The sequence below is a fragment of the Pseudomonas sp. 203-8 genome (assembly GCF_020708595.1).
In the GTDB taxonomy this organism is placed as follows: domain Bacteria; phylum Pseudomonadota; class Gammaproteobacteria; order Pseudomonadales; family Pseudomonadaceae; genus Pseudomonas; species Pseudomonas aeruginosa.
The window spans coordinates 416,263-442,404 of sequence record NZ_JAJFDF010000002.1; the positions used below are offsets into that span (position 1 = coordinate 416,263).

Below are 26,142 nucleotides of genomic sequence, written 5' to 3' on the forward strand. Positions count from 1 at the left end.
AATGATCAACGAGATCAAGAAGGAAGCGCAGGAGCGCATGGGCAAGACCCTGGAAGCGCTGGGCCATGCCTTCGCGAAGATTCGTACCGGTCGCGCGCATCCGAGCATCCTGGATAGCGTGATGGTTTCCTATTACGGGGCCGATACGCCGCTGCGCCAGGTCGCCAACGTCACCGTGGAAGACTCCCGTACCCTGGCTCTGGCCGTGTTCGACAAGAGCATGATCCAGGCGGTCGAGAAGGCCATCATGACCTCCGACCTGGGGCTCAACCCGGCCACCGCCGGCACCACCATCCGCGTACCGATGCCGGCCCTGACCGAGGAGACCCGCAAGGGCTACACCAAGCAGGCGCGTGCCGAGGCCGAGCAGGCGCGGGTTTCCGTGCGCAACATCCGTCGCGATGCGCTGGCCCAGTTGAAGGACCTGCAGAAGGAAAAGGAAATCAGCGAGGACGAAGAGCGCCGCGCCGGCGACGACGTGCAGAAGCTGACCGACAAGTTCATCGGTGAGATCGAGAAGGCACTGGAAGCCAAAGAAGCGGACCTCATGGCTGTCTGAGGCCGGGCTGACGTCATGGAAAAGACCCGGAAGGATGTGTGCGTGCCACGCCACGTGGCCATTATCATGGACGGTAACAATCGCTGGGCGAAGAAGCGTCTTCTGCCCGGCGTTGCCGGCCACAAGGCCGGTGTCGATGCCGTCAGGGCGGTGATCGAGGTCTGCGCCGAGGCAGGGGTCGAGGTCCTCACCCTGTTCGCGTTCTCCAGCGAGAACTGGCAGCGTCCGGCGGACGAAGTCAGCGCGCTGATGGAGCTGTTTCTCGTGGCCCTGCGCCGCGAGGTGCGCAAGCTCGACGAGAACGGCATCCGCCTGCGCATCATCGGCGATCGCACGCGTTTCCATCCGGAGTTGCAGGCGGCCATGCGCGAAGCGGAAGCCGCCACTGCCGGCAATACCCGTTTCCTCCTCCAGGTCGCCGCCAACTACGGCGGCCAGTGGGACATCGTCCAGGCCGCACAGCGCCTGGCGCGTGAGGTCCAGGGCGGGCACCTGGCGGCGGACGATATCTCCGCCGAGCTGCTCCAGGGCTGCCTGGTGACCGGCGACCAGCCGCTGCCCGACCTGTGCATCCGCACCGGCGGCGAGCATCGCATCAGCAATTTCCTTCTCTGGCAGCTGGCCTACGCCGAGCTGTATTTCTCCGACCTGTTCTGGCCCGACTTCAAGCACGCGGCGATGCGGGCTGCCCTGGCGGATTTCTCCAAGCGCCAGCGCCGCTTCGGCAAGACCAGCGAGCAAGTCGAGGCCGAGGCCCGTCCGTCATGCTGAAACAACGGATCATCACGGCGCTGGTGCTTTTGCCCATCGCGCTGGGTGGTTTTTTCCTTCTCGAAGGGGCGTTCTTCGCCCTGTTCATCGGCGCGGTGGTGAGCCTGGGGGCCTGGGAATGGGCGCGCCTGGCCGGCTATGAACAACAGTTCGGCCGCGTTGCCTACGCGGCGACGGTCGCCGTGCTGATGGTCGCTCTCTACCATCTGCCGCAGCTTGCCGGAGCCGTGCTGCTGCTGGCGCTGGTCTGGTGGGCGCTGGCCACCGTGCTGGTGCTCACCTACCCGGAAAGCGTCGGCTACTGGGGCGGCCGCTGGCGCCGCCTGGGCATGGGCCTGCTGATCCTGTTGCCGGCCTGGCAGGGGCTGGTCCTGCTCAAGCAGTGGCCGCTGGCCAATGGCCTGATCATCGCCGTGATGGTGCTGGTCTGGGGCGCGGATATCGGCGCCTACTTCTCCGGCAAGGCCTTCGGCAAGCGCAAGCTGGCGCCGCGGGTCAGCCCCGGCAAGAGCTGGGAAGGCGTTTACGGCGGCCTGGCGGCCAGCCTGGCGATCACCCTGGCGGTCGGCCTCTACCGCGGCTGGTCCCTCGGCGCGCTGCTCCTGGCCCTGCTCGGCGCGGCGCTGGTTGTGTTCGTCTCGATCGTCGGCGACCTCACCGAAAGCATGTTCAAGCGCCAGTCCGGAATCAAGGACAGCAGCAACCTGCTGCCCGGCCACGGTGGCGTGCTGGATCGCATCGACAGCCTGACGGCAGCCATCCCGGTGTTCGCGGCCCTGCTCTGGGCCGCCGGCTGGGGTGCGCCATGAGTCGACCGCAGCGGATCAGCGTGCTCGGCGCGACCGGCTCGATCGGCCTGAGCACCCTGGACGTCGTCCAGCGTCATCCCGATCGTTACGAAGCCTTCGCCCTGACTGGCTTCAGCCGCCTGGCCGAACTCGAGGCGCTGTGCCTCAGGCACCGCCCCGTCTATGCGGTGGTGCCGGAGCAGGCCGCGGCGATTGCCTTGCAGGGCTCGCTCGCCGCGGCGGGTGTCCGCACCCGGGTGCTGTTCGGCGAGCAGGCGTTGTGCGAAGTGGCCAGCGCGCCCGAAGTGGACATGGTAATGGCGGCCATCGTCGGCGCCGCCGGGCTGCCGTCGACCCTGGCGGCCGTCGAGGCCGGCAAGCGCGTACTGCTGGCCAACAAGGAGGCGCTGGTGATGTCCGGCGCGCTGTTCATGCAGGCGGTCAAGCGCAGCGGCGCGGTGCTCCTGCCGATCGACAGCGAGCACAACGCGATCTTCCAGTCGCTGCCGCGCAATTATGCCGATGGCCTGGAGCGGGTCGGCGTGCGCCGGATCCTCTTGACCGCCTCCGGCGGCCCGTTCCGTGAGACGCCGCTGGAGCAGCTTGCTTCGGTGACGCCGGAGCAGGCTTGTGCGCACCCGAACTGGTCGATGGGGCGGAAGATTTCCGTCGATTCCGCCAGCATGATGAACAAGGGGCTCGAACTGATCGAGGCGTGCTGGCTGTTCGACGCCCAGCCGAGCCAGGTCGAGGTGGTGATCCACCCGCAGAGCGTGATCCACTCGATGGTGGACTACGTCGACGGTTCGGTGATCGCCCAGCTCGGCAATCCGGACATGCGCACGCCGATTTCCTATGCCATGGCCTGGCCGGAGCGAATCGATTCCGGCGTTTCGCCGCTGGATATGTTCGCCGTCGGTCGCCTGGATTTCCAGCGCCCCGACGAGCAGCGCTTCCCCTGCCTGCGCCTGGCGAGCCAGGCCGCGGAAACCGGCGGCAGCGCCCCGGCCATGCTGAATGCCGCGAACGAGGTGGCCGTGGCCGCATTTCTCGAGCGGCACATCCGCTTCAGCGACATCGCGGTTATCATCGAGGACGTGCTGAACCGCGAGGCGGTGACCGCAGTCGAATCGCTCGATCAGGTCCTGGCTGCCGATCGCCGCGCGCGTTCGGTCGCCGGGCAATGGTTGACCCGGCACGCCGGCTAGTCTTCGGACGGCCTGGAGGTAGGAGATGAGTGCGCTTTACATGATCGTCGGCACCCTGGTAGCCCTGGGTGTGCTGGTGACGTTCCACGAATTCGGCCACTTCTGGGTCGCGCGACGCTGCGGGGTGAAGGTCCTGCGCTTCTCCGTCGGCTTCGGCACGCCGCTGGTGCGCTGGCACGACCGGCACGGCACCGAGTTCGTGGTGGCGGCCATTCCGCTGGGCGGCTACGTCAAGATGCTCGACGAGCGCGAGGCGGAAGTACCGGCCCATCTGCTCGAACAGTCCTTCAATCGCAAGACGGTCCGTCAGCGGATCGCCATCGTCGCGGCTGGTCCCATCGCCAATTTCCTACTGGCGATTCTGTTCTTCTGGGTCGTCGCCCTGCTCGGTAGCCAGCAGGTACGCCCGGTCATCGGTTCCGTGGCGCCGGAGAGCCTGGCCGCCCAGGCCGGCCTGGAGGCCGGGCAGGAGCTGCTGGCGGTGGATGGCGAGCCCGTCACCGGCTGGAACGGGGTCAACCTGCAGCTGGTTCGCCGTCTCGGCGAGAGCGGTACGCTGGAAGTGCGGGTGCAGGAAAAAGGCTCGAATGTCGATTCCACCCACCAGGTGCGTCTGGATGGCTGGCTGAAGGGCGAGGACAATCCCGATCCCATCGCCTCGCTGGGCATCCGGCCCTGGCGGCCGGCCTTGCCGCCGGTGCTGGCCGAACTCGACCCCAAGGGGCCGGCGCAGGCCGCCGGGCTGAAGCTCGGCGACCGCTTGCAGAGCATCGATGGCATCGCCGTCGACGACTGGCAGCAGGTGGTGGACAGCGTCCGTGCCCGTCCCGGGCAGCGCGTCCAGCTCAAGGTGCTGCGCGACGGCGAAGTGCTGGATGTTGCCCTGGAGCTGGCGGTGCGCGGCGAGGGCAAGGCCCGGACCGGCTACATGGGGGCGGGGGTCGCCGGTATCGGATGGCCGGCGGAAATGCTCCGCGAAGTGAGCTACGGACCGCTGGAGGCGGTGGGTCAGGCGCTTTCCCGAACGTGGACCATGAGCCTGCTAACGCTCGACTCCATAAAGAAAATGTTGCTCGGCGAGCTCTCGGTAAAAAACTTGAGCGGGCCGATAACCATTGCTAAAGTGGCGGGCGCTTCAGCCCAGTCTGGCGTGGGGGATTTTCTCAATTTCCTGGCCTATCTGAGCATTAGCTTGGGGGTTCTCAACCTGCTGCCGATCCCTGTCCTCGATGGCGGGCATCTGCTGTTCTATCTGGTTGAGTGGGTGCGCGGGCGCCCATTATCCGAACGGGTACAGGCTTGGGGGATGCAGATCGGCATCAGTCTGGTCGTTGGCGTGATGTTGCTCGCTCTGGTCAACGATCTGAGTCGTCTGTAGTCATGTTGAATTCGAATCTGCCGCCCTTTGCGGCAGATTCTCTATTTGTCAGTTGGAAAAAAAGGACTCCATGAAACGCTTTCTGCTACCCGCGCTGCTGTCAGCGCTGATGATCGCCGAGGTTCACGCCGAGTCCTTCACTGTTTCCGATATCCGGGTCAATGGCCTGCAGCGCGTGTCCGCCGGTAGCGTGTTCGCCGCCCTGCCGCTGAACGTCGGCGAGACCATCGACGACCAGGCCCTGGTCCAGGCCACCCGCTCCCTGTTCAAGACCGGCTTCTTCCAGGACATCCAGCTCGGCCGTGATGGCAACGTGCTGGTGGTCACTGTAGTCGAGCGCCCGTCGATCTCCAGCATCGAGATCGAGGGCAACAAGGCGATTTCCAAGGAAGACCTGCTCAAGGGCCTGAAACAGTCCGGCCTGGCCGAGGGCGAGATCTTCCAGCGCGCCACCCTCGAAGGCGTGCGCAACGAGCTGCAACGCCAGTACGTGGCCCAGGGCCGCTACTCGGCCGAGATCAACGCGGAAGTGATCCCGCAGCCGCGCAACCGCGTCGCGCTGAAGATCAACATCAACGAAGGCACGGTCGCCGCGATTTCCCACATCAACGTGGTGGGCAACACCGTCTTCTCCGAAGAAGACCTGACCGACCTGTTCGAACTGAAGACCACCAACTGGCTGTCGTTCTTCAAGAACGACGACAAGTACGCCCGCGAAAAGCTCTCCGGCGACCTCGAGCGCCTGCGCTCCTATTACCTGGACCGCGGCTACATCAACATGGATATCGCCTCCACCCAGGTATCCATCACCCCGGACAAGAAGCACGTCTACATCACCGTCAACATCAACGAGGGTGAGAAGTACACCATCCGCGACGTGAAGCTGACCGGCGACCTGAAGGTGCCGGAAGAGGAAGTGAAGCGCCTGCTGCTGGTACAGAAGGGCCAGGTGTTCTCGCGCAAGGTGATGACCACCACCTCCGACCTGATCACCCGTCGCCTGGGCAACGAGGGCTACACCTTCGCCAACGTCAACGGCGTGCCGGAAGCCCATGACGACGACAAGACCGTCTCGGTGACCTTCGTCGTCGACCCGGGCAAGCGCGCCTACGTCAACCGCATCAACTTCCGCGGCAACACCAAGACCGAAGACGAAGTGCTGCGCCGCGAAATGCGCCAGATGGAAGGCGGCTGGGCCTCCACCTACCTGATCGACCAGTCCAAGGCCCGTCTGGAGCGCCTCGGCTACTTCAAGGAAGTCAACGTCGAGACCCCCGCGGTTCCCGGCACCGACGACCAGGTCGACGTCAACTACAGCGTCGAAGAGCAACCGTCCGGCTCGATCACCGCCAGCGTCGGCTTCGCCCAGAGCGCCGGCCTGATCCTCGGCGGCTCGATCAGCCAGAACAACTTCCTGGGTACCGGCAACAAGGTCAGCATCGGCCTGACCCGCAGCGAATACCAGACCCGCTACAACTTCGGCTTCGTCGACCCCTACTGGACCGTCGACGGCGTCAGCCTCGGCTACAACGCCTTCTACCGGAAGACCGACTACGACGAACTCGACGTCGACGTCGCCAGCTACTCGGTGAACAGCCTGGGCGCCGGCATGAGCATCGGCTACCCGATCAGCGAGACCTCGCGCCTGACCTATGGCCTGAGCGTGCAGCGCGACCAGATCGACACCGGCCGCTACACCGTGGACGAGATCTACGACTTCCTCGACAAGGAAGGCGACAACTTCACCAACTTCAAGGCTTCCATCGGCTGGTCCGAATCGACCCTGAACAAGGGCGTGCTGGCCACCCGTGGTCACTCGCAGAGCCTGACCCTGGAAACCACCCTGCCGGGCAGCGACCTGTCGTTCTACAAGATCGACTACCGTGGCCAGGTCTTCGCCCCGCTGACCGACAACTACACCATGCGCTTCCACACCGAGCTGGGCTATGGCGACGGCTACGGATCCACCGAGCGCCTGCCGTTCTACGAGAACTACTACGCCGGCGGCTTCAACTCGGTGCGGGGCTTCAAGGACAGTACGCTGGGGCCTCGTAGTACCCCCTCTAGGGCTTACAAGGATGGGAAGATCATTCCTGGGCCTGATGAGCGTGGTCGCTACACCGACCCGGACCAGGATCCCGAAGCCTTCGGTGGTAACATCCTGATCACCGGCGGCGCCGAGCTGCTGTTCCCGCTGCCGTTCGTCAAGGACCAGCGCCAGTTGCGTACCGTGCTGTTCTGGGACGTGGGTAGCACCTTCGATACCGACTGCCCGACCAAGACCACCACCAACTGCGACGGCATCAAGACCGACAACCTCGCCAGTTCCGTGGGCGTCGGCCTGACCTGGATCACCGCGCTGGGCCCGCTGAGCTTCAGCCTGGCGACGCCGATCAAGAAGCCGGACAACGCGGAAACCCAGGTCTTCCAGTTCTCCCTGGGCCAGACCTTCTGATTTGTACGTAGTACCGAGTAACGAAACCATGCTTTGTGCAGGAGTGCATCGTGCGTAAGTTCACCCAGTTCGTCCTGATCACCGCAGCCATCATGGCGGCTCCTTCGGCGTTCGCTGAAATGAAGATCGCGGTGCTCAACTACCAGATGGCGCTGCTCGAGTCCGATGCCGCCAAGCAATACGCCGTGGATGCCGAGAAGAAGTTCGGCCCCCAGCTGAACAAGCTGAAGAACCTCGAGCGCGACGCCAAGGCGCTGCAGGACAAGCTGGTTTCCAACGGCAGCAAGATGTCCCAGGGCGACCGCGAGAAGGCCGAGCTGGACTTCAAGCAGAAGGCCCGTGACTTCCAGTTCCAGTCCAAGGAATTGAACGAGTCGAAGGCCGCCGCCGACCGCGACATGCTGAAGAAACTCAAGCCGAAGCTGGACCAGGCCGTCGAGGAGACCATCAAGAAAGGTGGTTACGACATGGTCATCGAACGTGGCGCCGTGGTCGACGTCAAGCCGCAATACGACATCACCCGCCAGGTGATCGAGCGGATGAACCAGCTGCGTTGATGATGAGTACCTTGTCCTACACCCTGGGCCAGCTGGCCGCGCATGTCGGCGCGGAAGTCCGTGGCGACGCGGACCTGCCGATCCAGGGCCTGGCGACCTTGCAGGAGGCCGGACCGGCTCAGCTGAGCTTCCTGGCCAACCCGCAGTATCGCAAGTACCTGCCCGAAAGCCGTGCCGGCGCCGTCCTGCTGACGGCTGCCGACGCCGACGGGTTCGCCGGTACCGCGCTGGTGGTGGCCAACCCCTACCTGGCCTATGCCAGCCTGTCGCACCTGTTCGATCGCAAACCGAAGGCGGCCGCCGGTATCCATCCTACCGCCATCGTCGCGGCGGACGCCGAGGTCGATCCGAGCGCCAGCGTCGGCGCCTATGCGGTGATCGAGAGTGGCGCCCGCATCGGCGCTGGCGTCAGCATCGGCGCGCACTGCGTGATCGGAGCCCGTAGCGTGATCGGCGAAGGCGGCTGGCTGGCGCCGCGAGTCACGCTCTACCACGACGTCACCATCGGCGCGCGGGTGAGTATCCAGTCGGGCGCGGTGATCGGCGGCGAAGGTTTCGGTTTCGCCAACGAGAAGGGCGTCTGGCAGAAGATCGCCCAGATCGGCGGGGTGACCATCGGTGACGACGTCGAGATCGGCGCGAACACCACCATCGACCGTGGAGCACTGTCCGATACGCTGATCGGCAACGGTGTGAAGCTGGACAACCAGATCATGATCGCGCACAACGTGCAGATCGGCGATCATACCGCCATGGCCGCTTGCGTCGGCATTTCCGGCAGCGCCAAGATCGGCAGGCATTGCATGCTCGCCGGCGGCGTTGGCCTGGTCGGCCATATCGAGATCTGCGACAACGTTTTCGTGACCGGCATGACCATGGTGACCCGCTCGATCACCGAGCCGGGATCGTATTCCTCCGGTACCGCCATGCAACCGGCGGCCGAATGGAAAAAAAGCGCCGCGCGCATTCGTCAACTGGACGACATGGCGCGTCGACTTCAGCAGCTGGAAAAACGCCTGGCTGCCGTGACCTCAAGCGGTGACGCTTCATCTGATGCGTAATTGACGTTTTTTGCGTCACCCTTTTCTGAACAGGCTCCCCCTAACATGATGGACATCAACGAGATTCGCGAATACCTGCCTCATCGCTATCCTTTCCTGCTGGTGGATCGGGTGGTAGAGCTGGACATCGAGGGCAAGCGCATTCGCGCCTACAAGAATGTCAGTATCAATGAGCCGTTCTTCAACGGACATTTCCCCGAGCACCCGATCATGCCGGGCGTGCTGATCATCGAGGCGATGGCCCAGGCGGCCGGTATCCTCGGTTTCAAGATGCTCGACGTGAAGCCCGCCGACGGCACCCTTTACTACTTCGTCGGTTCGGACAAGCTGCGCTTCCGCCAGCCGGTCCTGCCGGGCGACCAACTGCAACTGCACGCCAAGTTCATCAGCGTGAAGCGCAGCATCTGGAAATTCGACTGCCACGCTACCGTCGACGACAAGCCGGTATGCTCGGCTGAAATCATCTGTGCGGAACGCAAACTATGAGTTTGATCGATCCTCGCGCCATCATCGATCCGAGCGCCAGGCTGGCGGCTGACGTCCAGGTGGGCCCGTGGTCCATCGTCGGGGCGGAAGTGGAGATCGGTGAAGGGACGGTGATCGGTCCGCACGTGGTGCTCAAGGGCCCCACGAAGATCGGCAAGCACAACCGCATCTACCAGTTTTCCAGCGTCGGCGAGGATACTCCCGACCTGAAATACAAGGGCGAGCCGACGCGCCTGGTGATCGGTGACCACAACGTGATCCGCGAAGGCGTGACCATCCATCGCGGAACCGTCCAGGATCGCGCGGAAACCACCATTGGCGACCACAACCTGATCATGGCCTATGCGCACATCGGCCATGACAGCGTGATCGGCAACCATTGCATCCTGGTGAACAACACGGCGCTGGCCGGGCATGTCCACGTGGACGACTGGGCGATCCTGTCCGGCTACACCCTGGTGCACCAGTACTGCCGGATCGGCGCGCACAGCTTTTCCGGCATGGGCAGCGCCATCGGCAAGGACGTCCCGGCCTACGTGACGGTCTTCGGCAACCCGGCCGAAGCCCGCAGCATGAACTTCGAAGGCATGCGTCGGCGCGGCTTCAGCAGCGAGGCCATCCATGCCCTGCGGCGTGCCTACAAGGTGGTCTATCGCCAGGGACATACCGTCGAGGAAGCCCTGGCCGAGCTGGCCGAAAGCGCTGCCCAGTTCCCCGAGGTCGCGGTGTTCCGTGATTCCATCCAGAGCGCAACCCGCGGCATCACCCGCTGAGCCATGGCTGACGGATTGCGCGTAGCCCTGGTCGCCGGCGAGGCCTCCGGCGACATCCTCGGGTCCGGACTGATGCAGGCGCTGCGGGCGCGGCACCCGGATATCGAGTTCATCGGCGTCGGTGGGCCGCGCATGGAGGCCGAAGGGCTGTCCAGCTATTTCCCCATGGAGCGCCTGTCGGTGATGGGCCTGGTCGAAGTACTGGGCCGGCTGCCGGAATTGTTGCGACGGCGCAAGCGCCTGATCCGCACGCTCATCGAGGCCCGCCCGGATGTGATGATCGGCATCGACGCTCCCGACTTCACCCTCGGCGTCGAACACAAGCTGCGCCAGGCTGGCCTGCGCACCGTGCATTACGTCAGCCCTTCGGTGTGGGCCTGGCGGCAGAAGCGGGTGCTGAAGATTCGCGAAGCCTGCGACCTGATGCTGGCATTGTTCCCCTTCGAAGCACGTTTCTACGAAGAGCATGGGGTGCCCGTGCGTTTCGTCGGCCACCCCCTGGCCAACACCATTCCCCTGCAGGCGGATCGCGCTGCGGCCCGCGCGCGGCTCGGATTGCCGGCGGACGGACAGGTGGTGGCGCTGATGCCGGGCAGTCGCGGCGGCGAGGTCGGCAAGCTCGGCGCGTTGTTCCTCGACACCGCCCAGCGCCTGCTCGTCGAACGGCCGGGCCTGCGTTTCGTGCTGCCCTGCGCCAGCGCTGCACGGCGCGAACAGATCGAGCAGATGCTCCAGGGCCGCGAGCCTCTGCCGCTGACGCTGCTCGACGGCGCTTCCCATGAAGCGCTTGCCGCCTGCGATGCGGTTCTGATCGCCTCCGGTACCGCGACCCTCGAGGCGCTGCTCTACAAGCGGCCCATGGTGGTGGCTTATCGGGTCGCCGGGCTGACGTACCGGATTCTCAAGCGCCTGGTGAAAAGCCCGTACATCTCCCTGCCGAACCTGCTGGCCGGGCGCCTGTTGGTGCCGGAACTGATCCAGGACGCCGCCACCCCGCAAGCGCTGGCCGCAACCCTCTCGCCGCTGCTGGACGACGGCTCGCAGCAGGTGGAATTCTTCGATGCCATCCATCGGGCCTTGCGCCAGGATGCTTCGGCACAGGCGGCGGAAGCCGTCCTGCAACTGGTGGAGCGCCGCTGATGCAACTGGGCCTGGATTTCAATCTGGTGGAGGATCTGGTCGCGGGCGTCGACGAGGTTGGTCGCGGTCCGTTGTGCGGTCCGGTGGTCACCGCCGCGGTGATTCTCGACCCGAGCCGCCCGATCCTCGGCCTGAACGACTCGAAGAAGCTCAGCGAAGCCCGCCGCGAGGCGCTGTTCGAAGAGATCCGCGAGAAGGCCCTGGCCTGGTGCATTGCCCGCGCCGAGGTCGAGGAGATCGACCGGCTGAACATTCTGCATGCCACCATGCTCGCCATGCAGCGAGCGGTCGAAGGCCTCAGTGTGACTCCGCGGCTGGCCCTGATCGACGGCAATCGCTGTCCGAAACTGGCGGTGCCCAGCGCGCCGATGGTCAAGGGCGACAGCCAGGTACCGGCGATCGCCGCGGCGTCGATCCTGGCCAAGGTCAGTCGCGACCGGGAAATGGTCGAGCTGGACCGGGTCTATCCGGGCTATGGCATGGCCGGGCACAAGGGCTATCCGACCGCTGTCCATCTCGAGGCGCTTTCCCGTCTCGGCCCGACGCCGATCCATCGACGCTCGTTTGCGCCGGTTCGCGAATTGCTGGATGTCCCTGTTCAATAATTGAGCGGATGTCGCGTGACTGACCGTATCTGTCGCCTGGTGACAAGCGGCGAGCGACGTCAATAGCGGAAAGTCCTGCCCCTTCCTGCCAAGTGCCATTCACAGCGAAATTTCCTTCGGCTCGCACGTCATTCCGTGTGTGTCCGAAACACGCGGCCTTCTACCCGGGAGGTCGGCTGACAACAATCCGCCATAAGCGGAACAGGGGAGTTATCCATGCAAGAATTCGCCACTCAGGTCGTCGACCTGCTCAACGGCCTTATCTGGGGCAAGATCCTCATCTGGCTGCTGGTCGGTTGCGGCCTGTACTTCACTGTGCGCCTGGGATTGATCCAGTTCCGCCACTTCGGCCATACCTTCAGCGTGCTCAAGGGCAGCCGCCAGTCGGACGACTCGGGAATCTCCTCGTTCCAGGCGCTCTGCACCTCTCTGGCGGCGCGGGTCGGTACCGGCAACGTCGCCGGTGTGGCGGTAGCGATCACGCTCGGCGGTCCCGGCGCAGTGTTCTGGATGTGGGCGATCGCCCTGGTGGGGATGGCGACCGGCTTCGTCGAGGCGACCCTGGCCCAGTTGTTCAAGATTCGCGACGACAAGGGCCAGTTCCGTGGCGGCCCGGCCTACTACATGGAGAAGGGCCTGGGCGCGCGCTGGATGGGCATCCTGTTCTCGATCTTCCTGATCATCGCCTTCGGTTTCGTCTTCAACTCGGTGCAGGCCAATACCATCACCGGTGCCATGCAGGGCGCCTTCGGCGTGCCGACCTGGATCAGCGGCATCGCCGTGGTGATCCTCACCGCGTTGATCATCTTCGGCGGCCTGCGTTCCATCGCGCGCTTCTCCGAACTGGCGGTACCCTTCATGGCGGTGGCCTACCTGCTGCTGGCGGTGGGCATCATCCTGTTCAACCTCAGCGAACTGCCGGGCGTCCTGGCGATGGTGGTGAAGAGTGCCTTCGGCTGGCACGAGGCCGCCGCCGGCGGCATCGGCGCGGCGATCCTCAACGGCTTCAAGCGCGGCCTGTTCTCCAACGAAGCAGGCATGGGCTCGGCGCCCAACGCCGCCGCCTCGGCCACGCCCTATCCGCCGCACCCGGCGTCCCAGGGCTACGTGCAGATGGCCGGCGTGTTCATCGATACCCTGCTGATCTGTACCGCTTCCGCCGCCATCATCCTGCTGGCCGGACCGCAGGAAGGCGAGGGCATCATGCTGGTGCAGAATGCCCTGACCAGCCAGGTCGGCGACTGGGGCCGCTATTTCCTGGCGGTGATCATCCTGTTCTTCGCCTTCACCTCGATCGTCGCCAACTACTTCTATGCAGAGAACTGCCTGGTATTCCTCGAGCACAACCACCTGGCGGGCCTGTTGATCTTCCGTCTGATCGTGCTGGCGATGGTGATGTTCGGCGCGCTGGCTTCGCTGCCGTTCGTCTGGAACCTTGCCGACGTGTCGATGGGCCTGATGGCGATCACCAACCTGATCGCCATCCTGCTGCTGTCCAACCTCGCGATCAAGCTGGCCAAGGACTACAACGCCCAGCGCAAGGCCGGCAAGCTGCCGACCTTCGACGCCAGCCAGTTCCCGGAAGTCCAGCAGAAGCTCGAGCCGGGCATCTGGGACGACCGCCGCGCCTGAGCGCGGGGCGGGCGAGGCTTCTCGGCGCAGCCGAGGCGCATCGTCCGCTCTTGAACCTGTAGCTTTGCCACCGGGCCCGGTACAATCCGGGCCTTGTCGTTTTTGCGTTATTTCTGCTCCGGGGCCTTCATGACCGTATCCTTCGTTCACCTGCGTCTGCATACCGAATTCTCCCTGGTCGACGGCCTGGTCCGGGTCAAGCCCCTGGCCAAGGCAGTGGCAGGGCTGGGCATGCCGGCGGTGGCGGTCACCGACCAGAGCAACATGTGCTCGCTGGTGAAGTTCTACAAGACCGCCATGGGCGCCGGCATCAAGCCGATCTGCGGGGCCGACATCTGGCTCGCCAGCCGCGAGGAAGATGGCCCGCTCAGTCGCCTGAGCCTGCTGGCGATGAACGCGAAGGGTTATCGCAACCTCACCGAGCTGATTTCCCGCGGTTGGAGCGAAGGCCAGCGCAACGGCGAGATCATCATCGAACGCGACTGGGTCAAGGAGGCGGCGGAAGGCCTGATCGCGCTGTCCGCGGCCAAGGAGGGCGAGATCGGCCACGCTCTGCTCGACGGCGAGGAAGCCAAGGCCGAGGCGCTGTTGCGCGAGTGGATGGAGGTGTTCCCCGAGCGCTTCTACGTCGAAGTGCAACGTACCAGCCGGGTCAACGACGAGGAGCACCTCCACGCGGCGGTGGCTTTGGCGTCACGCTGCAACGCGCCGCTGGTGGCGACCAACGACGTGCGCTTCATCAAGCAGGAAGACTTCGAGGCCCACGAGACCCGCGTCTGCATCGGCGAGGGGCGGACCCTCGACGATCCGCGGCGGCCGCGTACCTATTCGGACCAGCAATACCTGAAGTCGCCGGCGGAAATGGCCGAGCTGTTCAGCGACCTGCCGGAAGCGTTGGAAAACACCGTCGAGATCGCCAAACGCTGCAACATCGAGGTGCAGCTGGGCAAGTACTTCCTGCCGGACTTCCCCACGCCCAATGGCATGGGCATCGACGACTACCTGCGGCACGCCTCCTTCGAAGGTCTCGAGGAGCGCCTGGAGGTGCTGTTGCCGAAGGACACCCCGGACTACGAGGCCAAGCGCCAGGTCTATGTCGATCGCCTGAACTTCGAACTCGATATCATCATCCAGATGGGTTTCCCCGGTTACTTCCTCATCGTGATGGACTTCATCAAGTGGGCGAAGAACAACGGCGTACCAGTAGGCCCCGGGCGGGGCTCGGGCGCCGGCTCGCTGGTGGCCTACGTGCTGAAGATCACCGACCTCGATCCGCTGGCCTATGACCTGCTGTTCGAACGTTTCCTCAACCCGGAACGGATCTCCATGCCCGACTTCGACGTCGACTTCTGCATGGAGGGCCGCGACCGGGTGATCGACTACGTGGCCGACGCCTACGGGCGCAACGCGGTGAGCCAGATCATCACCTTCGGCACCATGGCGGCGAAGGCGGTGGTACGCGACGTGGCGCGGGTCCAGGGCAAGTCCTACGGTCTCGCCGACCGGCTGTCGAAGATGATCCCGTTCGAAGTCGGCATGACCCTGGATAAGGCCTACGAGCAGGAAGAAATGCTCCGCGACTTCCTCAAGAGCGACGAGGAAGCCGCCGAGATCTGGGAGATGGCCCTCAAGCTGGAAGGCATCACCCGCGGTACCGGCAAGCACGCCGGTGGCGTGGTGATCGCGCCGACCAAGCTGACCGACTTCTCGCCGATCGCCTGCGACGAGGAAGGCGGCGGCCTGGTGACCCAGTTCGACAAGGACGACGTGGAGGCGGCCGGCCTGGTGAAGTTCGACTTCCTCGGCCTGCGGACCCTGACCATCATCAAGTGGGCGATGGAGATCATCAACCGCGAGCAGGCCAAGAAGGGCCTGGAGCCGGTGAACATCGACTTCATCCCGCTGGACGACAAGCCGACCTATTCGCTGCTGCAGAAGGCCGAGACCACTGCGGTGTTCCAACTCGAATCGCGCGGCATGAAGGAGCTGATCAAGAAGCTCAAGCCGGACTGCCTGGAAGACCTCATCGCACTGGTGGCGCTGTTCCGCCCGGGTCCTCTGCAGTCGGGCATGGTGGACGACTTCATCAACCGCAAGCACGGTCGCGCCGAGCTGTCCTATCCGCACCCCGATTACCAGTACGCCGGCCTGGAGCCGGTGCTCAAGCCCACCTACGGCATCATCCTGTACCAGGAACAGGTGATGCAGATCGCCCAGGTCATGGCCGGCTATACCCTCGGTGGCGCGGACATGCTGCGCCGGGCGATGGGCAAGAAGAAGCCCGAGGAAATGGCCAAGCAGCGCGGCGGTTTCATCGAGGGTTGCAAGAACAACGGCATCGATGCCGACCTCGCGGGCAACATCTTCGACCTGGTGGAAAAATTCGCCGGCTACGGCTTCAACAAGTCGCACTCGGCAGCCTACGGCCTGGTCTCCTACCAGACCGCCTGGCTGAAGACCCACTTCCCGGCGCCGTTCATGGCCGCGGTACTCACCGCGGATATGCAGAACACCGACAAGGTGGTGACGCTGATCGAAGAATGCCGGCACATGAAGCTGCGCATCGTGGCGCCGGACGTGAACAACTCCGAGTTCCGCTTCACCGTCGACGACGATGGCCGGATCGTCTATGGCCTGGGCGCGATCAAGGGCGTCGGCGAGGGGCCGGTGGAGGCGATCACCGAGTGCCGCGCCGAAGGCGGGCCGTTCAACACCCTGTTCGACTTCTGCGACCGCGTCGACCTGAAACGCATCAACAAGCGCACCCTGGAAGCGCTGATCCGCGCCGGTGCGCTGGATCGCCTGGGGCCGCACTACCACGACGAGCTAAAGGCCTACCAGGCTACTGTCGACCTCAACCGCGCCGTGCTGCTGGCGGCGATGGAGGAAGCGATCCAGGCCGCCGAGCAGACCGCGCGCAGCCACGACAGCGGGCACATGGACCTGTTCGGCGGAGTCTTCGCCGAGCCGGAGGCGGATGTCTACGCCAACCACCGCAAGGTCAAGGAGCTGACCCTCAAGGAACGCCTGAAGGGCGAGAAGGACACCCTCGGCCTGTACCTGACCGGCCATCCGATCGACGAGTACGAAGGCGAGGTGCGGCGCTTCGCCCGCCAGCGCATCGTCGAGCTGAAGCCGGCGCGCGATACCCAGACGGTGGCCGGGCTGATCGTCAACCTGCGGGTGATGAAGAACAAGAAGGGCGACAAGATGGGCTTCGTCACCCTCGACGACCGCTCCGGACGGATCGAGGCCTCGCTGTTCTCCGAAGCCTTCGCCGCGGCCCAGTCGCTGCTGCAGACCGACGCGCTGGTGGTGGTCGAGGGCGAGGTCAGCCAGGACGACTTCTCCGGCGGACTGCGCCTGCGCGCCAAGCGCGTGATGAGCCTGGAGGAGGCGCGTACCGGCCTGGCGGAGAGCCTGCGGATGAAGCTGCACGCCGACCTGTTGAAGGGCGATCGCCTGCGCTGGCTGGGCGAGCTGTTCAACCGCCATCGCGGTTCCTGCCCGATCACCCTGGACTACACCAGCGCCGACGCCAAGGCCCTGCTGCAGTTCGGCGAGAGCTGGCGGGTGGATCCGGCGGACGATCTGATCCAGGCATTGCGTGACCAGTTCGGGCGCGACAACGTCTTCCTCAATTATCGTTAATCGCGATGGGCGATAACGCCGTTGTTCCGCGCTCTGCGGCGGGAAAACGCGGATCGCCCTTGCTCCCGGCTCGACCCCTGGCGCCCGATCCCGTAAGGTAGGGCGCCAAACGGAAACGGCCCACTAGAATCTGCGCACGACGGAAGCCTATGAACCCGAACTTTCTTGATTTCGAACAGCCGATCGCCGACCTGCAAGCCAAGATCGAAGAGCTGCGCCTGGTGGGCAACGACAATGCGCTGAACATCAGCGACGAAATCTCGCGTCTGCAGGACAAGAGCAAGGCGCTCACCGAAAACATCTTCGGCAATCTGTCCAGTTGGCAGATCGCCCAGCTCGCGCGCCATCCCAAGCGTCCCTATACCCTCGACTACATCGGCTACCTGTTCAGCGATTTCGAGGAACTGCACGGCGACCGGCATTTCGCCGACGACCCGGCGATCGTCGGTGGCGTTGCCCGCCTCGACGGTTCCCCGGTGATGGTCATCGGCCACCAGAAAGGCCGCGAAGTCCGTGAGAAGGTCCGGCGCAACTTCGGCATGCCGCGTCCGGAAGGCTATCGCAAGGCCTGCCGCCTGATGGAAATGGCCGAACGCTTCAAGATGCCGATCCTCACCTTCATCGACACGCCCGGCGCCTACCCGGGCATCGATGCCGAGGAACGCGGCCAGAGCGAGGCGATCGCCTGGAACCTGCGGGTGATGGCGCGACTGAAGACGCCGATCATCGCCACCGTGATCGGCGAGGGCGGTTCCGGCGGCGCGCTGGCCATCGGTGTCTGCGACCAGTTGAACATGCTGCAATACTCCACCTATTCGGTGATCTCGCCGGAAGGCTGCGCCTCCATCCTCTGGAAGACCGCCGAGAAGGCGCCGGAAGCCGCCGAGGCCATGGGCATCACCGCCGAGCGCCTGAAAGGCCTGGGCATCGTCGACAAGGTCATCGACGAACCGCTGGGCGGCGCCCATCGCGATCCGGCGAGCATGGCCGAATCGATCCGTGGCGAACTGCTGACGCAACTGAAGATGCTCCAGGGCCTGGAAATGGGTGAGTTGCTGGAGCGTCGTTACGACCGCCTGATGAGCTACGGCGCGCCGTAAGCCATCCGGCGCACTGGTACGATCGACAAGCCCGGCATTCGCCGGGCTTGTCGCATGAGGAGCGCAAGCATGCCGGCGGTGCCGCTCGAATCCCGTCTGTTACAGGCCCTGGCGCCCTGGCGCGAAGCGGGGGGCTGGTGCGTGGCGTTTTCCGGCGGGCTGGATTCCACGGTGTTGCTGCATCTGCTCGCCCAACTGGCCCGGAGCGAAGCCTTGCCGGCGCTGTCGGCGCTGCATGTCCACCATGGCTTGCAGGCTGCGGCGGACGGTTGGCCGGCGCACTGCCAGGTGGTCTGCCGGTCGCTGGGTATCCCGCTGCGGGTCGAGCGGGTGCAGGTCGCCGTTGGCGGCAGCATCGAGCAGGCGGCGCGCGACGCCCGCTATCGCGCATTCCAGGCGAACCTGGGCGAGGGACAGGTGCTGCTCACCGCGCAGCACCTCGACGACCAGGCCGAGACCCTGCTGTTCCGCCTGTTGCGTGGAGCGGGCCTGCGCGGCCTGGCGGCGATGCCGGCGAGCCGGCCGCTGGGCGGCGGCCGCCTGTGCCGACCCTTGCTCGGGGTTTCCCGCGCCGAACTGGAAGCCTATGCGCAGACGCACCGGCTGGACTGGGTGGAGGATCCTTCCAACCAGGATCCGCGCTTCTCGCGCAACTACCTGCGCCGGGAGATCATGCCGCGTCTCGCCTCCCACTGGCCGCAGGCCGTCGCCGGCATGGCGCGCTGCGCGGCGCATCTGCGCGAGGCCGAAGACCTGCTGGCTGAACTGGCCGCCATCGACCTCCGGGCCTGCCGCCAACCCTCGGAACTGGATTGGCCGGACTGGCTGGATCTGCCCCGGATCGCCCTGGAGCCTCTGCGCCGCCTCAGCGCTGCGCGCCAGCGCAACCTGCTGCGGGCCTGGCTGGGGCAGCTGACGCGGTTGCCGGACAGTGACCACTGGGCCGGCTGGGAGTCGTTGCGCGATGCCGGCGACGATGCCGACCCGATCTGGCGCCTGGAGAGCGGCGAGCTGCGTCGCGGCGCGGGGCGGATCTGGTGGTTGCCGGCGGACTGGCGGGCGGCGGCGGGACCGTTCGTCTGGGAGCGTCCCGCTCATCCATTGCTTCTTCCCGGCAATGGTCGGCTGGCGTTGCTCGGCGAGGTTCCGGCGGGGCCGTTGCGCGTCGACTACCGGCGGGGTGGGGAGGTGCTGGCCCTGGCCGGGCGCGGTCGCCGCGACCTCAAGCGATTGCTCAACGAAGCGGGCGTACCGAGCTTCCTGCGCGGTCGTTTGCCGCTGCTCTTCCGAGCCGACGAACTGCTCGCGGTGGCCAACATTCCTGGCCTGGACAGTCCCCGCGAGGGGGGCTGGCGACTGTCCTGGAGCCCGCCGACGAACGACCCGGGTTTGAGCTAGTAAGCCGTTTCCAGTAGACTACGCTCCCGTCTTGTACTGCTCCCGCCGATTCCCTCCGGAATCAGCAGGAGTTTGCTTTGCCCACGGATTTGTCCGTGGCGGGAGCTGGCCTCCCTTCTCCGAATCCCCGGCGGTTGATCCCGCCTAAACGCTGACTTCTAGGGTTTTTCATGACGCGCTACATCTTCGTCACGGGTGGTGTTGTTTCTTCATTGGGGAAAGGCATCGCTTCGGCTTCTCTGGCTGCGATCTTGGAAGCGCGTGGCCTGAAGATCACGATGCTCAAGCTGGACCCTTACATCAACGTGGACCCGGGCACCATGAGCCCGTTCCAGCACGGTGAGGTCTTCGTGACCCAGGACGGCGCCGAGACCGACCTGGACCTGGGCCATTACGAGCGCTTCGTTCGTACCACCATGACCCAGAACAACAACTTCACCACCGGCCGCGTCTACATGGACGTGTTGCGCAAGGAACGCCGCGGCGACTACCTGGGCGCCACCGTGCAGGTGATCCCGCACATCACCGACGAGATCAAGCGGCGCATCATCAAGGGCGCCGGCGATGCCGACGTCGCCCTGGTGGAGATCGGTGGCACCGTCGGCGACATCGAGTCGCAGCCGTTCCTCGAGGCGATCCGCCAACTGCGCGTCGAGATCGGCGCCAAGCGCGCGATGCTGATGCACCTGACCCTGGTCCCGTACATCGCCACCGCCGGCGAGACCAAGACCAAGCCGACCCAGCACTCGGTCAAGGAGCTGCGCTCCATCGGCCTGCAACCGGACGTGCTGGTCTGCCGTTCCGACCACCCGATCGACGTCTCCTCGCGGCGCAAGATCGCGCTCTTCACCAACGTCGAGGAGCGCGCGGTGATCGCCCTGGAAGACGTCGACACCATCTACCGCATCCCGTCGGTGCTGCATGCCCAGGGCCTGGACGACATCGTCGTCGAGCGCTTCGGCCTGGAGTGCGGGCAGGCCGACCTGTCCGAATGGGACCGGGTGGTCGATGCCAAGCTCAACCCCGAGCGTGAAGTCACCATCGCCATGGTCGGCAAGTACATGGAACTGCTGGACGCGTACAAGTCGCTGATCGAGGCGATGACCCACGCCGGCATCCAGAGCCGCACCAAGGTCAACCTGCGCTACATCGACTCCGAAGACATCGAGCAGCAGGGCACCAGCCTGCTGGAAGGTGTCGACGCCATCCTGGTCCCGGGCGGCTTCGGCCTGCGCGGCGTGGAAGGCAAGATCAGCACCGTGCAGTACGCCCGCGAGAACAAGATCCCCTACCTGGGCATCTGCCTGGGCATGCAGGTCGCGGTCATCGAATACGCCCGCAACGTGCTCGGCTGGAGCGACGCCAACTCCACCGAGTTCGACAAGTCCAGCGGCCATCCGGTGGTCGGCCTGATCACCGAATGGCAGGACGCGACCGGCGCCACCGAGATCCGCACCGAAGCTTCCGACCTGGGCGGCACCATGCGCCTGGGCGCCCAGGAGTGCCAGCTGCAGACCGGCACCCTGGTGCACGACTGCTATGCCAAGGACGTGATCGTCGAGCGCCATCGTCATCGCTACGAAGTGAACAACAACCTGCTGCCGCAACTGGAACAGGCCGGCCTGAAGATTTCCGGCCGCTCCGGCGACGGCGCCCTGGTGGAAGTGGTCGAGGCCCCGGAGCATCCGTGGTTCGTCGCCTGCCAGTTCCACCCGGAGTTCACCTCCACACCGCGTGATGGCCACCCGCTGTTCAGCGGTTTCGTCAACGCCGCGCTGAAATATTCCGGGAAGGCCTGAGCATGGCACAGAAGATCGTTCGCGTCGGCGATATCCAGATCGGCAACGACCTGCCGTTCGTGCTGTTCGGCGGCATGAACGTGCTGGAGTCGCGCGACCTGGCCATGCAGGTCTGCGAAGAATACGTACGGGTTACCGAGAAACTCGGTATCCCCTATGTGTTCAAGGCCAGCTTCGACAAGGCCAACCGTTCCTCGATCCACTCGTTCCGTGGTCCGGGCCTGGAAGAGGGAATGAAGATCTTCGAAGAGATCAAGAAGACCTTCAAGGTACCGGTCATCACCGATGTCCACGAGCCGTTCCAGGCCCAGCCGGTGGCCGAGGTCTGCGACATCATCCAGCTGCCGGCCTTCCTCTCGCGACAGACCGACCTGGTGGTGGCGATGGCCAGGACCAACGCGGTGATCAATATCAAGAAGGCCCAGTTCCTCGCGCCCCAGGAGATGAAGCACATCCTGACCAAGTGCGAGGAAGCCGGTAACGACCGCCTGATCCTCTGCGAGCGCGGCTCCTCCTTCGGTTACAACAACCTGGTGGTCGACATGCTCGGCTTCGGCATCATGAAGCAGTTCGAGTACCCGGTATTCTTCGACGTCACCCACGCCCTGCAGATGCCTGGCGGTCGCGCGGACTCCGCCGGCGGCCGGCGCGCCCAGGTCACCGACCTGGCCAAGGCCGGGCTCAGCCAGAAGCTCGCCGGGCTGTTCCTCGAGGCCCATCCGGACCCCGAGCACGCCAAGTGCGACGGTCCGTGCGCGCTGCGCCTGAACAAACTCGAAGCCTTCCTGTCCCAGCTCAAGCAACTGGACGAGCTGATCAAGAGCTTTCCTGCAATCGAGACTGCCTAGTCTCCTCAGACCGCCCCGTTCATTCACTTCGGAGTGTTAACAAGAATGGCAAAGATCGTCGACATCAAGGGCCGTGAGGTCCTGGACTCCCGCGGCAACCCTACCGTTGAAGCGGACGTGATCCTGGACAACGGCATCGTCGGCAGCGCCTGCGCGCCTTCCGGTGCTTCCACCGGTTCCCGCGAGGCCCTCGAGCTGCGCGATGGCGACAAGAGCCGTTACCTGGGCAAGGGCGTGCTGAAAGCCGTGGCCAACATCAACGGCCCGATCCGCGACCTGCTGCTGGGCAAGGACGCGGCCGACCAGAAAGCCCTCGACCACGCGATGATCGAGCTGGACGGCACCGAGAACAAGGCCAAGCTGGGCGCCAACGCGATCCTCGCGGTGTCCCTGGCTGCCGCCAAGGCCGCCGCACAGGCCAAGGGCGTACCGCTGTACGCGCACATCGCCGACCTCAACGGCACTCCCGGCCAGTACTCCATGCCGGTGCCGATGATGAACATCATCAACGGCGGCGAGCATGCGGACAACAACGTCGATATCCAGGAATTCATGGTCCAGCCGGTCGGCGCGAAGAACTTCGCCGAGGCGCTGCGCATGGGCGCCGAGATCTTCCATCACCTCAAGGCCGTGCTGAAGGCCCGTGGCCTGAACACCGCCGTCGGTGATGAAGGCGGCTTCGCGCCGAACCTGTCGTCCAACGAAGACGCCCTGGCCGCCATCGCCGAGGCCGTCGAGAAGGCCGGCTACAAGCTGGGCGACGACGTGACCCTGGCCCTGGACTGCGCCTCCAGCGAGTTCTTCAAGGACGGCAAGTACGACCTGGAAGGCGAAGGCAAGGTATTCGACGCCGCCGGTTTCGCCGACTACCTGGCCGGCCTGACCCAGCGCTACCCGATCATCTCCATCGAGGACGGCATGGACGAGTCCGACTGGGCCGGCTGGAAAGGCCTGACCGACAAGATCGGCGCCAAGGTCCAACTGGTCGGCGACGACCTGTTCGTGACCAACACCAAGATCCTCAAGGAAGGCATCGAGAAGGGCATCGGCAATTCGATCCTGATCAAGTTCAACCAGATCGGTTCGCTCACCGAGACCCTGGAGGCCATCCAGATGGCCAAGGCCGCCGGCTATACCGCGGTGATCTCGCACCGCTCCGGCGAAACCGAGGACTCGACCATCGCCGACCTGGCCGTGGGTACCGCCGCCGGTCAGATCAAGACCGGTTCGCTGTGCCGCTCCGACCGCGTGTCCAAGTACAACCAGTTGCTGCGCATCGAAGAGCAACTGGGCGCCAAGGCGCCGTACCGTGGTCGCGCGGAATTCCGCGGCTGAGCCTAGTCTGGTACGGTGAAGGGGTGGCAAGAGCCACCCCTTTTCTTCTCAAGGAGTTCGAGGCTTGAGGTTACGTAGCCCCTACTGGCTGTTCGTGGTGCTGATCCTGGCGCTGGCGGGCCTGCAATATCGCCTGTGGGTCGGCGATGGCAGCCTGGCGCAGGTGCGCGACCTGCAGAAGCAGATCGCCGACCAGCATGGCGAGAACGAGCGCCTGCTGGAGCGCAACCGGATTCTCGAAGCCGAAGTCGCCGAGCTGAAGAAAGGCACCGAGACCGTCGAGGAGCGTGCGCGGCACGAGCTCGGCATGGTCAAGGACGGCGAAACCCTCTACCAGCTCGCCAAGTGAGCTGACGACCCTTCTCCCGATGACGACTTCCGACCTTCCCGCCTTCTGGACGGTGATCCCCGCCGCCGGCGTGGGTTCGCGCATGCGCGCCGACCGCCCGAAGCAATATCTCGATCTTGCCGGTCGCACCGTGATCGAGCGCACCCTCGATTGTTTCCTCGAACACCCGATGCTCAGGGGCCTGGTGGTCTGCCTGGCCGAGGACGATCCCTACTGGCCCGGGCTGGACTGCGCCGCCAGCCGGCATGTGCAGCGCGCCGCCGGGGGCGCCGAGCGCGCCGGCTCGGTGTTGAACGGCTTGCTGCGCCTGCTGGAGTTGGGGGCACAGGCCGACGACTGGGTGCTGGTGCATGACGCCGCGCGGCCGAACCTGACCCGCGGCGACCTCGACCGCCTGCTCGAAGAACTCGCCGAAGATCCGGTCGGCGGGCTGCTGGCGGTGCCGGCGAGGGACACTCTCAAGCGCTCCGACCGCGACGGCCGGGTCAGCGAAACCATCGACCGCTCGGTGGTCTGGCTGGCCTATACGCCGCAGATGTTCCGCCTCGGCGCCCTGCACCGGGCGCTGGCCGATGCGTTGGTGGCCGGCGTGGCGATCACCGACGAGGCTTCGGCGATGGAGTGGGCCGGCTATGCGCCGAAGCTGGTGGAAGGGCGCGCCGACAACCTGAAGATCACCACCCCGGAAGACCTGCTGCGCCTGCAGCGCAGTTTTCCGCACTGAACCCTGGCACAAGAAAGCCGACCCGAGGGTCGGCTTTCTTGTCGTTGCAGGCTCGCTCGTTCAGCTTTCCAGCGGCACCTCTATGAGGAAGCGGAACAGCGCGCCATGCTGCTCCACCGCCAGGCATTTGTAGCCCTGGCGCTGGGTATCTTCGGGAATCCCGTGGACCGATTGCGAGCAGTCGGTGACCACTTCCAGGCGTTCGCCCGGCTGCATGGTCGCCAGGGTTTCCAGGGTGGCGATGGCGTTGTACGGGCAATGTTCGCCGCGCAGGTCAAGCGACAGGGTCGGTTTGTCGGTCTGGCTCATGGTTCGGTTTCCGCGGTCGGGTGAATCGGGAGGCGTTCAGTTGCACCAGCAGCAGGCACAGGGCCAGGCCGGCGAAGGTCAATAGCAGGCCGTTGCCGGGCCCGAAGCTTTCCAGCAGGTTGAGCTTGGGATAGGGCAGGGCGAGGCGGGTGCCCAACTGGTCCCAAAAGATCGCCACCAGGGTTCCGCCGATGACGTTGCCGATGCCGACCACCCAGAAGTGCACCTGGCCCTCCATCGAGCGGTACATCCAGCCGGTCTCGCAACCGCCGGCGAGGACGATGCCGATGCCGAAGAGAATGCCGCCGATGATCGCATTCGGGCCCATCCAGAAGATCTTCGGCGCGACGCCCAGGCGGATCGCGGCGAAGGTACCGATGCAGGCGGCCGCCATGCCGAGCAGGATGCCGAAGGCGGCGCGGGTCCGGCCGGTGGTCCAGAGGTCCCGTGCGGCACTGGTGAAGCAGATCTGCGCGCGCTCGATCAGGCCGCCGAACAGCAGGCCGAACAGGCAGGCCATGCCCAGCACCAGCGATACCTCGAAGCGCCAGGCGGCGAACAGCGCGGCGAGCGCCAGCACCGCCAGGCCCAGGCGGGCCTGCAGGCGTGCGCGTCGGGCCAGGCTTTCGGCGCTGGGCAGGGCGCTGGCCGTGGCGCCGACTTTCAGCGGTGTGCGCAGGAACGGCAGCAGGCTGATCTTCACGCCGATCCAGGCGCCGCCGACGGTGGCGAACATGAAGGCCCAGGCGTGCAGGGAAAACATCGGGATACCGGTGAAGAACGCCGCCAGGTTGCAGCCCATCGCCAGGCGCGCGCCGAAGCCGGCGACGATACCGCCGACCAGGCCCTGCAGCAGGCGACGTTTGCTGGTCGGCCAGCGCAGGCTGACGTTGCCGGCCCAGAGGGCGCAGCACAGGGCGCCGAGGAACATGCCGATGATCATCACTCCGTCGATCCGGTCCAGCGGCGTGCCTTGAAGGCCGATCAGCCTGAAGTAGCTCCAGTCCTGTGGCTGGTAGCCGAACCAGGACAGCACGTGGCCGCCCCAGCGGGTGAATTCGCCGGTCACCGCCCAGAAGGTGCCGGTGAGCGCGAAGTAGTAGGCGGAGGCGACGCCGAGGGCGACCAGCGCCGGCAGCGGCGACCAGAACCTCACCAGGTAGCGTTGGCGAAACGCATTGAAGGCAGACATGCGACTTCCTTGAATCGATAGCGG

The 26,142-nt window shown here is 65.2% G+C and carries 23 protein-coding genes; 21 read left to right on the forward strand and 2 right to left on the reverse strand.

What is annotated here, in order from left to right; all coding sequences use genetic code 11:
* Position 1: 1 nt before the first annotated feature.
* The 21 genes from frr (at position 2) to ispD (ending at position 24,617) form a co-directional block, all read left to right on the forward strand.
* Positions 2-559, forward strand: coding sequence for a ribosome recycling factor (gene frr / locus LJF27_RS05405; RefSeq protein ID WP_003092390.1), 558 nt, complete (start codon positions 2-4; stop codon positions 557-559).
* Between the two features lie 15 nt (positions 560-574).
* Complete coding sequence (uppS, locus tag LJF27_RS05410; protein ID WP_003113863.1) at positions 575-1,330, forward strand: polyprenyl diphosphate synthase; 756 nt, start codon at positions 575-577, stop codon at positions 1,328-1,330.
* Positions 1,324-2,139 (forward strand): phosphatidate cytidylyltransferase, encoded by an 816-nt coding sequence (gene cdsA / locus LJF27_RS05415; RefSeq protein ID WP_023090396.1) that lies wholly within the window; start codon positions 1,324-1,326, stop codon positions 2,137-2,139. Before uppS ends, cdsA begins: the two co-directional genes overlap by 7 nt.
* Entirely contained in the window at positions 2,136-3,326 is a 1,191-nt protein-coding gene (ispC, locus tag LJF27_RS05420) for a 1-deoxy-D-xylulose-5-phosphate reductoisomerase (RefSeq protein WP_003158292.1), read from the forward strand. Before cdsA ends, ispC begins: the two co-directional genes overlap by 4 nt.
* A 25-nt stretch (positions 3,327-3,351) precedes the next feature.
* Positions 3,352-4,704 (forward strand): sigma E protease regulator RseP, encoded by a 1,353-nt coding sequence (gene rseP / locus LJF27_RS05425; protein ID WP_019371537.1) that lies wholly within the window; start codon positions 3,352-3,354, stop codon positions 4,702-4,704.
* A gap of 70 nt (positions 4,705-4,774) precedes the next feature.
* Entirely contained in the window at positions 4,775-7,159 is a 2,385-nt protein-coding gene (gene bamA, locus LJF27_RS05430; protein ID WP_003098590.1) for an outer membrane protein assembly factor BamA, read from the forward strand.
* A 50-nt stretch (positions 7,160-7,209) separates the two neighbouring features.
* A complete protein-coding gene (locus LJF27_RS05435; RefSeq protein ID WP_003098586.1) occupies positions 7,210-7,716 on the forward strand; it encodes an OmpH family outer membrane protein in 507 nt (168 codons plus the stop codon).
* Positions 7,716-8,777 carry a UDP-3-O-(3-hydroxymyristoyl)glucosamine N-acyltransferase gene (gene lpxD / locus LJF27_RS05440; protein ID WP_003098585.1) on the forward strand — a complete coding sequence of 354 codons (1,062 nt, stop codon included), beginning with the start codon at positions 7,716-7,718 and terminating at the stop codon, positions 8,775-8,777. The genes LJF27_RS05435 and lpxD overlap by 1 nt, the downstream gene beginning before the upstream one ends.
* Before the next feature lie 45 nt (positions 8,778-8,822).
* The gene (fabZ, locus tag LJF27_RS05445) at positions 8,823-9,263 is read left to right on the forward strand and encodes a 3-hydroxyacyl-ACP dehydratase FabZ (protein WP_003092375.1); all 441 of its coding nucleotides are present in this window, start codon (positions 8,823-8,825) and stop codon (positions 9,261-9,263) included.
* Positions 9,260-10,036 (forward strand): acyl-ACP--UDP-N-acetylglucosamine O-acyltransferase, encoded by a 777-nt coding sequence (lpxA, locus tag LJF27_RS05450; protein WP_003092373.1) that lies wholly within the window; start codon positions 9,260-9,262, stop codon positions 10,034-10,036. The genes fabZ and lpxA overlap by 4 nt, the downstream gene beginning before the upstream one ends.
* Before the next feature lie 3 nt (positions 10,037-10,039).
* The gene (gene lpxB, locus LJF27_RS05455) at positions 10,040-11,176 is read left to right on the forward strand and encodes a lipid-A-disaccharide synthase (protein WP_003109334.1); all 1,137 of its coding nucleotides are present in this window, start codon (positions 10,040-10,042) and stop codon (positions 11,174-11,176) included.
* Entirely contained in the window at positions 11,176-11,781 is a 606-nt protein-coding gene (gene rnhB / locus LJF27_RS05460; RefSeq protein WP_023117119.1) for a ribonuclease HII, read from the forward strand. Before lpxB ends, rnhB begins: the two co-directional genes overlap by 1 nt.
* A gap of 216 nt (positions 11,782-11,997) precedes the next feature.
* On the forward strand, positions 11,998-13,413 hold the full coding sequence (locus LJF27_RS05465; RefSeq protein WP_003092370.1) for an alanine/glycine:cation symporter family protein: 1,416 nt from the start codon (positions 11,998-12,000) through the stop codon (positions 13,411-13,413).
* Positions 13,414-13,542: 129 nt separating this feature from the next.
* Positions 13,543-17,064, forward strand: coding sequence for a DNA polymerase III subunit alpha (gene dnaE / locus LJF27_RS05470; RefSeq protein WP_003098578.1), 3,522 nt, complete (start codon positions 13,543-13,545; stop codon positions 17,062-17,064).
* A gap of 149 nt (positions 17,065-17,213) precedes the next feature.
* Positions 17,214-18,164, forward strand: a complete 951-nt coding sequence (gene accA / locus LJF27_RS05475) for an acetyl-CoA carboxylase carboxyl transferase subunit alpha (protein ID WP_003098575.1) — start codon at positions 17,214-17,216, stop codon at positions 18,162-18,164.
* 69 nt (positions 18,165-18,233) lie between these two features.
* Positions 18,234-19,562 (forward strand): tRNA lysidine(34) synthetase TilS, encoded by a 1,329-nt coding sequence (tilS, locus tag LJF27_RS05480; RefSeq protein ID WP_003122145.1) that lies wholly within the window; start codon positions 18,234-18,236, stop codon positions 19,560-19,562.
* 170 nt (positions 19,563-19,732) lie between these two features.
* Entirely contained in the window at positions 19,733-21,361 is a 1,629-nt protein-coding gene (locus LJF27_RS05485; protein ID WP_003092366.1) for a CTP synthase, read from the forward strand.
* A 2-nt stretch (positions 21,362-21,363) separates the two neighbouring features.
* On the forward strand, positions 21,364-22,209 hold the full coding sequence (gene kdsA / locus LJF27_RS05490; protein ID WP_003092365.1) for a 3-deoxy-8-phosphooctulonate synthase: 846 nt from the start codon (positions 21,364-21,366) through the stop codon (positions 22,207-22,209).
* A 45-nt stretch (positions 22,210-22,254) separates the two neighbouring features.
* Positions 22,255-23,544, forward strand: coding sequence for a phosphopyruvate hydratase (gene eno, locus LJF27_RS05495; RefSeq protein ID WP_003092364.1), 1,290 nt, complete (start codon positions 22,255-22,257; stop codon positions 23,542-23,544).
* Between the two features lie 64 nt (positions 23,545-23,608).
* Positions 23,609-23,893 (forward strand): cell division protein FtsB, encoded by a 285-nt coding sequence (gene ftsB / locus LJF27_RS05500; protein WP_003098569.1) that lies wholly within the window; start codon positions 23,609-23,611, stop codon positions 23,891-23,893.
* Between the two features lie 19 nt (positions 23,894-23,912).
* A complete protein-coding gene (ispD, locus tag LJF27_RS05505; protein WP_003092359.1) occupies positions 23,913-24,617 on the forward strand; it encodes a 2-C-methyl-D-erythritol 4-phosphate cytidylyltransferase in 705 nt (234 codons plus the stop codon).
* A gap of 60 nt (positions 24,618-24,677) precedes the next feature.
* Here the strand turns inward: ispD and yedF are convergent, their stop codons facing one another.
* Together yedF and yedE are read right to left on the reverse strand one after the other, a co-directional pair.
* Positions 24,678-24,926 carry a sulfurtransferase-like selenium metabolism protein YedF gene (yedF, locus tag LJF27_RS05510; protein WP_003092358.1) on the reverse strand — a complete coding sequence of 83 codons (249 nt, stop codon included), beginning with the start codon at positions 24,924-24,926 and terminating at the stop codon, positions 24,678-24,680.
* Positions 24,892-26,118: a selenium metabolism membrane protein YedE/FdhT gene (gene yedE, locus LJF27_RS05515; protein WP_003098565.1), complete on the reverse strand. Its 1,227-nt coding sequence runs from the start codon at positions 26,116-26,118 to the stop codon at positions 24,892-24,894. Before yedE ends, yedF begins: the two co-directional genes overlap by 35 nt.
* Positions 26,119-26,142 lie beyond the last annotated feature (24 nt).

Bases quoted from the DNA above. Each gene is read 5' to 3' on its own strand.
- frr (WP_003092390.1), top strand. From the start codon at position 2: ATGATCAACGAGATCAAGAAGGAAGCGCAGGAGCGCATGGGCAAGACC.
- uppS (WP_003113863.1), top strand. From the start codon at position 575: ATGGAAAAGACCCGGAAGGATGTGTGCGTGCCACGCCACGTGGCCATT.
- cdsA (WP_023090396.1), top strand. From the start codon at position 1,324: ATGCTGAAACAACGGATCATCACGGCGCTGGTGCTTTTGCCCATCGCG.
- ispC (WP_003158292.1), top strand. From the start codon at position 2,136: ATGAGTCGACCGCAGCGGATCAGCGTGCTCGGCGCGACCGGCTCGATC.
- rseP (WP_019371537.1), top strand. From the start codon at position 3,352: ATGAGTGCGCTTTACATGATCGTCGGCACCCTGGTAGCCCTGGGTGTG.
- bamA (WP_003098590.1), top strand. From the start codon at position 4,775: ATGAAACGCTTTCTGCTACCCGCGCTGCTGTCAGCGCTGATGATCGCC.
- lpxD (WP_003098585.1), top strand. From the start codon at position 7,716: ATGATGAGTACCTTGTCCTACACCCTGGGCCAGCTGGCCGCGCATGTC.
- fabZ (WP_003092375.1), top strand. From the start codon at position 8,823: ATGATGGACATCAACGAGATTCGCGAATACCTGCCTCATCGCTATCCT.
- lpxA (WP_003092373.1), top strand. From the start codon at position 9,260: ATGAGTTTGATCGATCCTCGCGCCATCATCGATCCGAGCGCCAGGCTG.
- lpxB (WP_003109334.1), top strand. From the start codon at position 10,040: ATGGCTGACGGATTGCGCGTAGCCCTGGTCGCCGGCGAGGCCTCCGGC.
- rnhB (WP_023117119.1), top strand. From the start codon at position 11,176: ATGCAACTGGGCCTGGATTTCAATCTGGTGGAGGATCTGGTCGCGGGC.
- LJF27_RS05465 (WP_003092370.1), top strand. From the start codon at position 11,998: ATGCAAGAATTCGCCACTCAGGTCGTCGACCTGCTCAACGGCCTTATC.
- dnaE (WP_003098578.1), top strand. From the start codon at position 13,543: ATGACCGTATCCTTCGTTCACCTGCGTCTGCATACCGAATTCTCCCTG.
- accA (WP_003098575.1), top strand. From the start codon at position 17,214: ATGAACCCGAACTTTCTTGATTTCGAACAGCCGATCGCCGACCTGCAA.
- tilS (WP_003122145.1), top strand. From the start codon at position 18,234: ATGCCGGCGGTGCCGCTCGAATCCCGTCTGTTACAGGCCCTGGCGCCC.
- LJF27_RS05485 (WP_003092366.1), top strand. From the start codon at position 19,733: ATGACGCGCTACATCTTCGTCACGGGTGGTGTTGTTTCTTCATTGGGG.
- kdsA (WP_003092365.1), top strand. From the start codon at position 21,364: ATGGCACAGAAGATCGTTCGCGTCGGCGATATCCAGATCGGCAACGAC.
- eno (WP_003092364.1), top strand. From the start codon at position 22,255: ATGGCAAAGATCGTCGACATCAAGGGCCGTGAGGTCCTGGACTCCCGC.
- ispD (WP_003092359.1), top strand. From the start codon at position 23,913: ATGACGACTTCCGACCTTCCCGCCTTCTGGACGGTGATCCCCGCCGCC.
- yedF (WP_003092358.1), bottom strand. From the start codon at position 24,926: ATGAGCCAGACCGACAAACCGACCCTGTCGCTTGACCTGCGCGGCGAA.
- yedE (WP_003098565.1), bottom strand. From the start codon at position 26,118: ATGTCTGCCTTCAATGCGTTTCGCCAACGCTACCTGGTGAGGTTCTGG.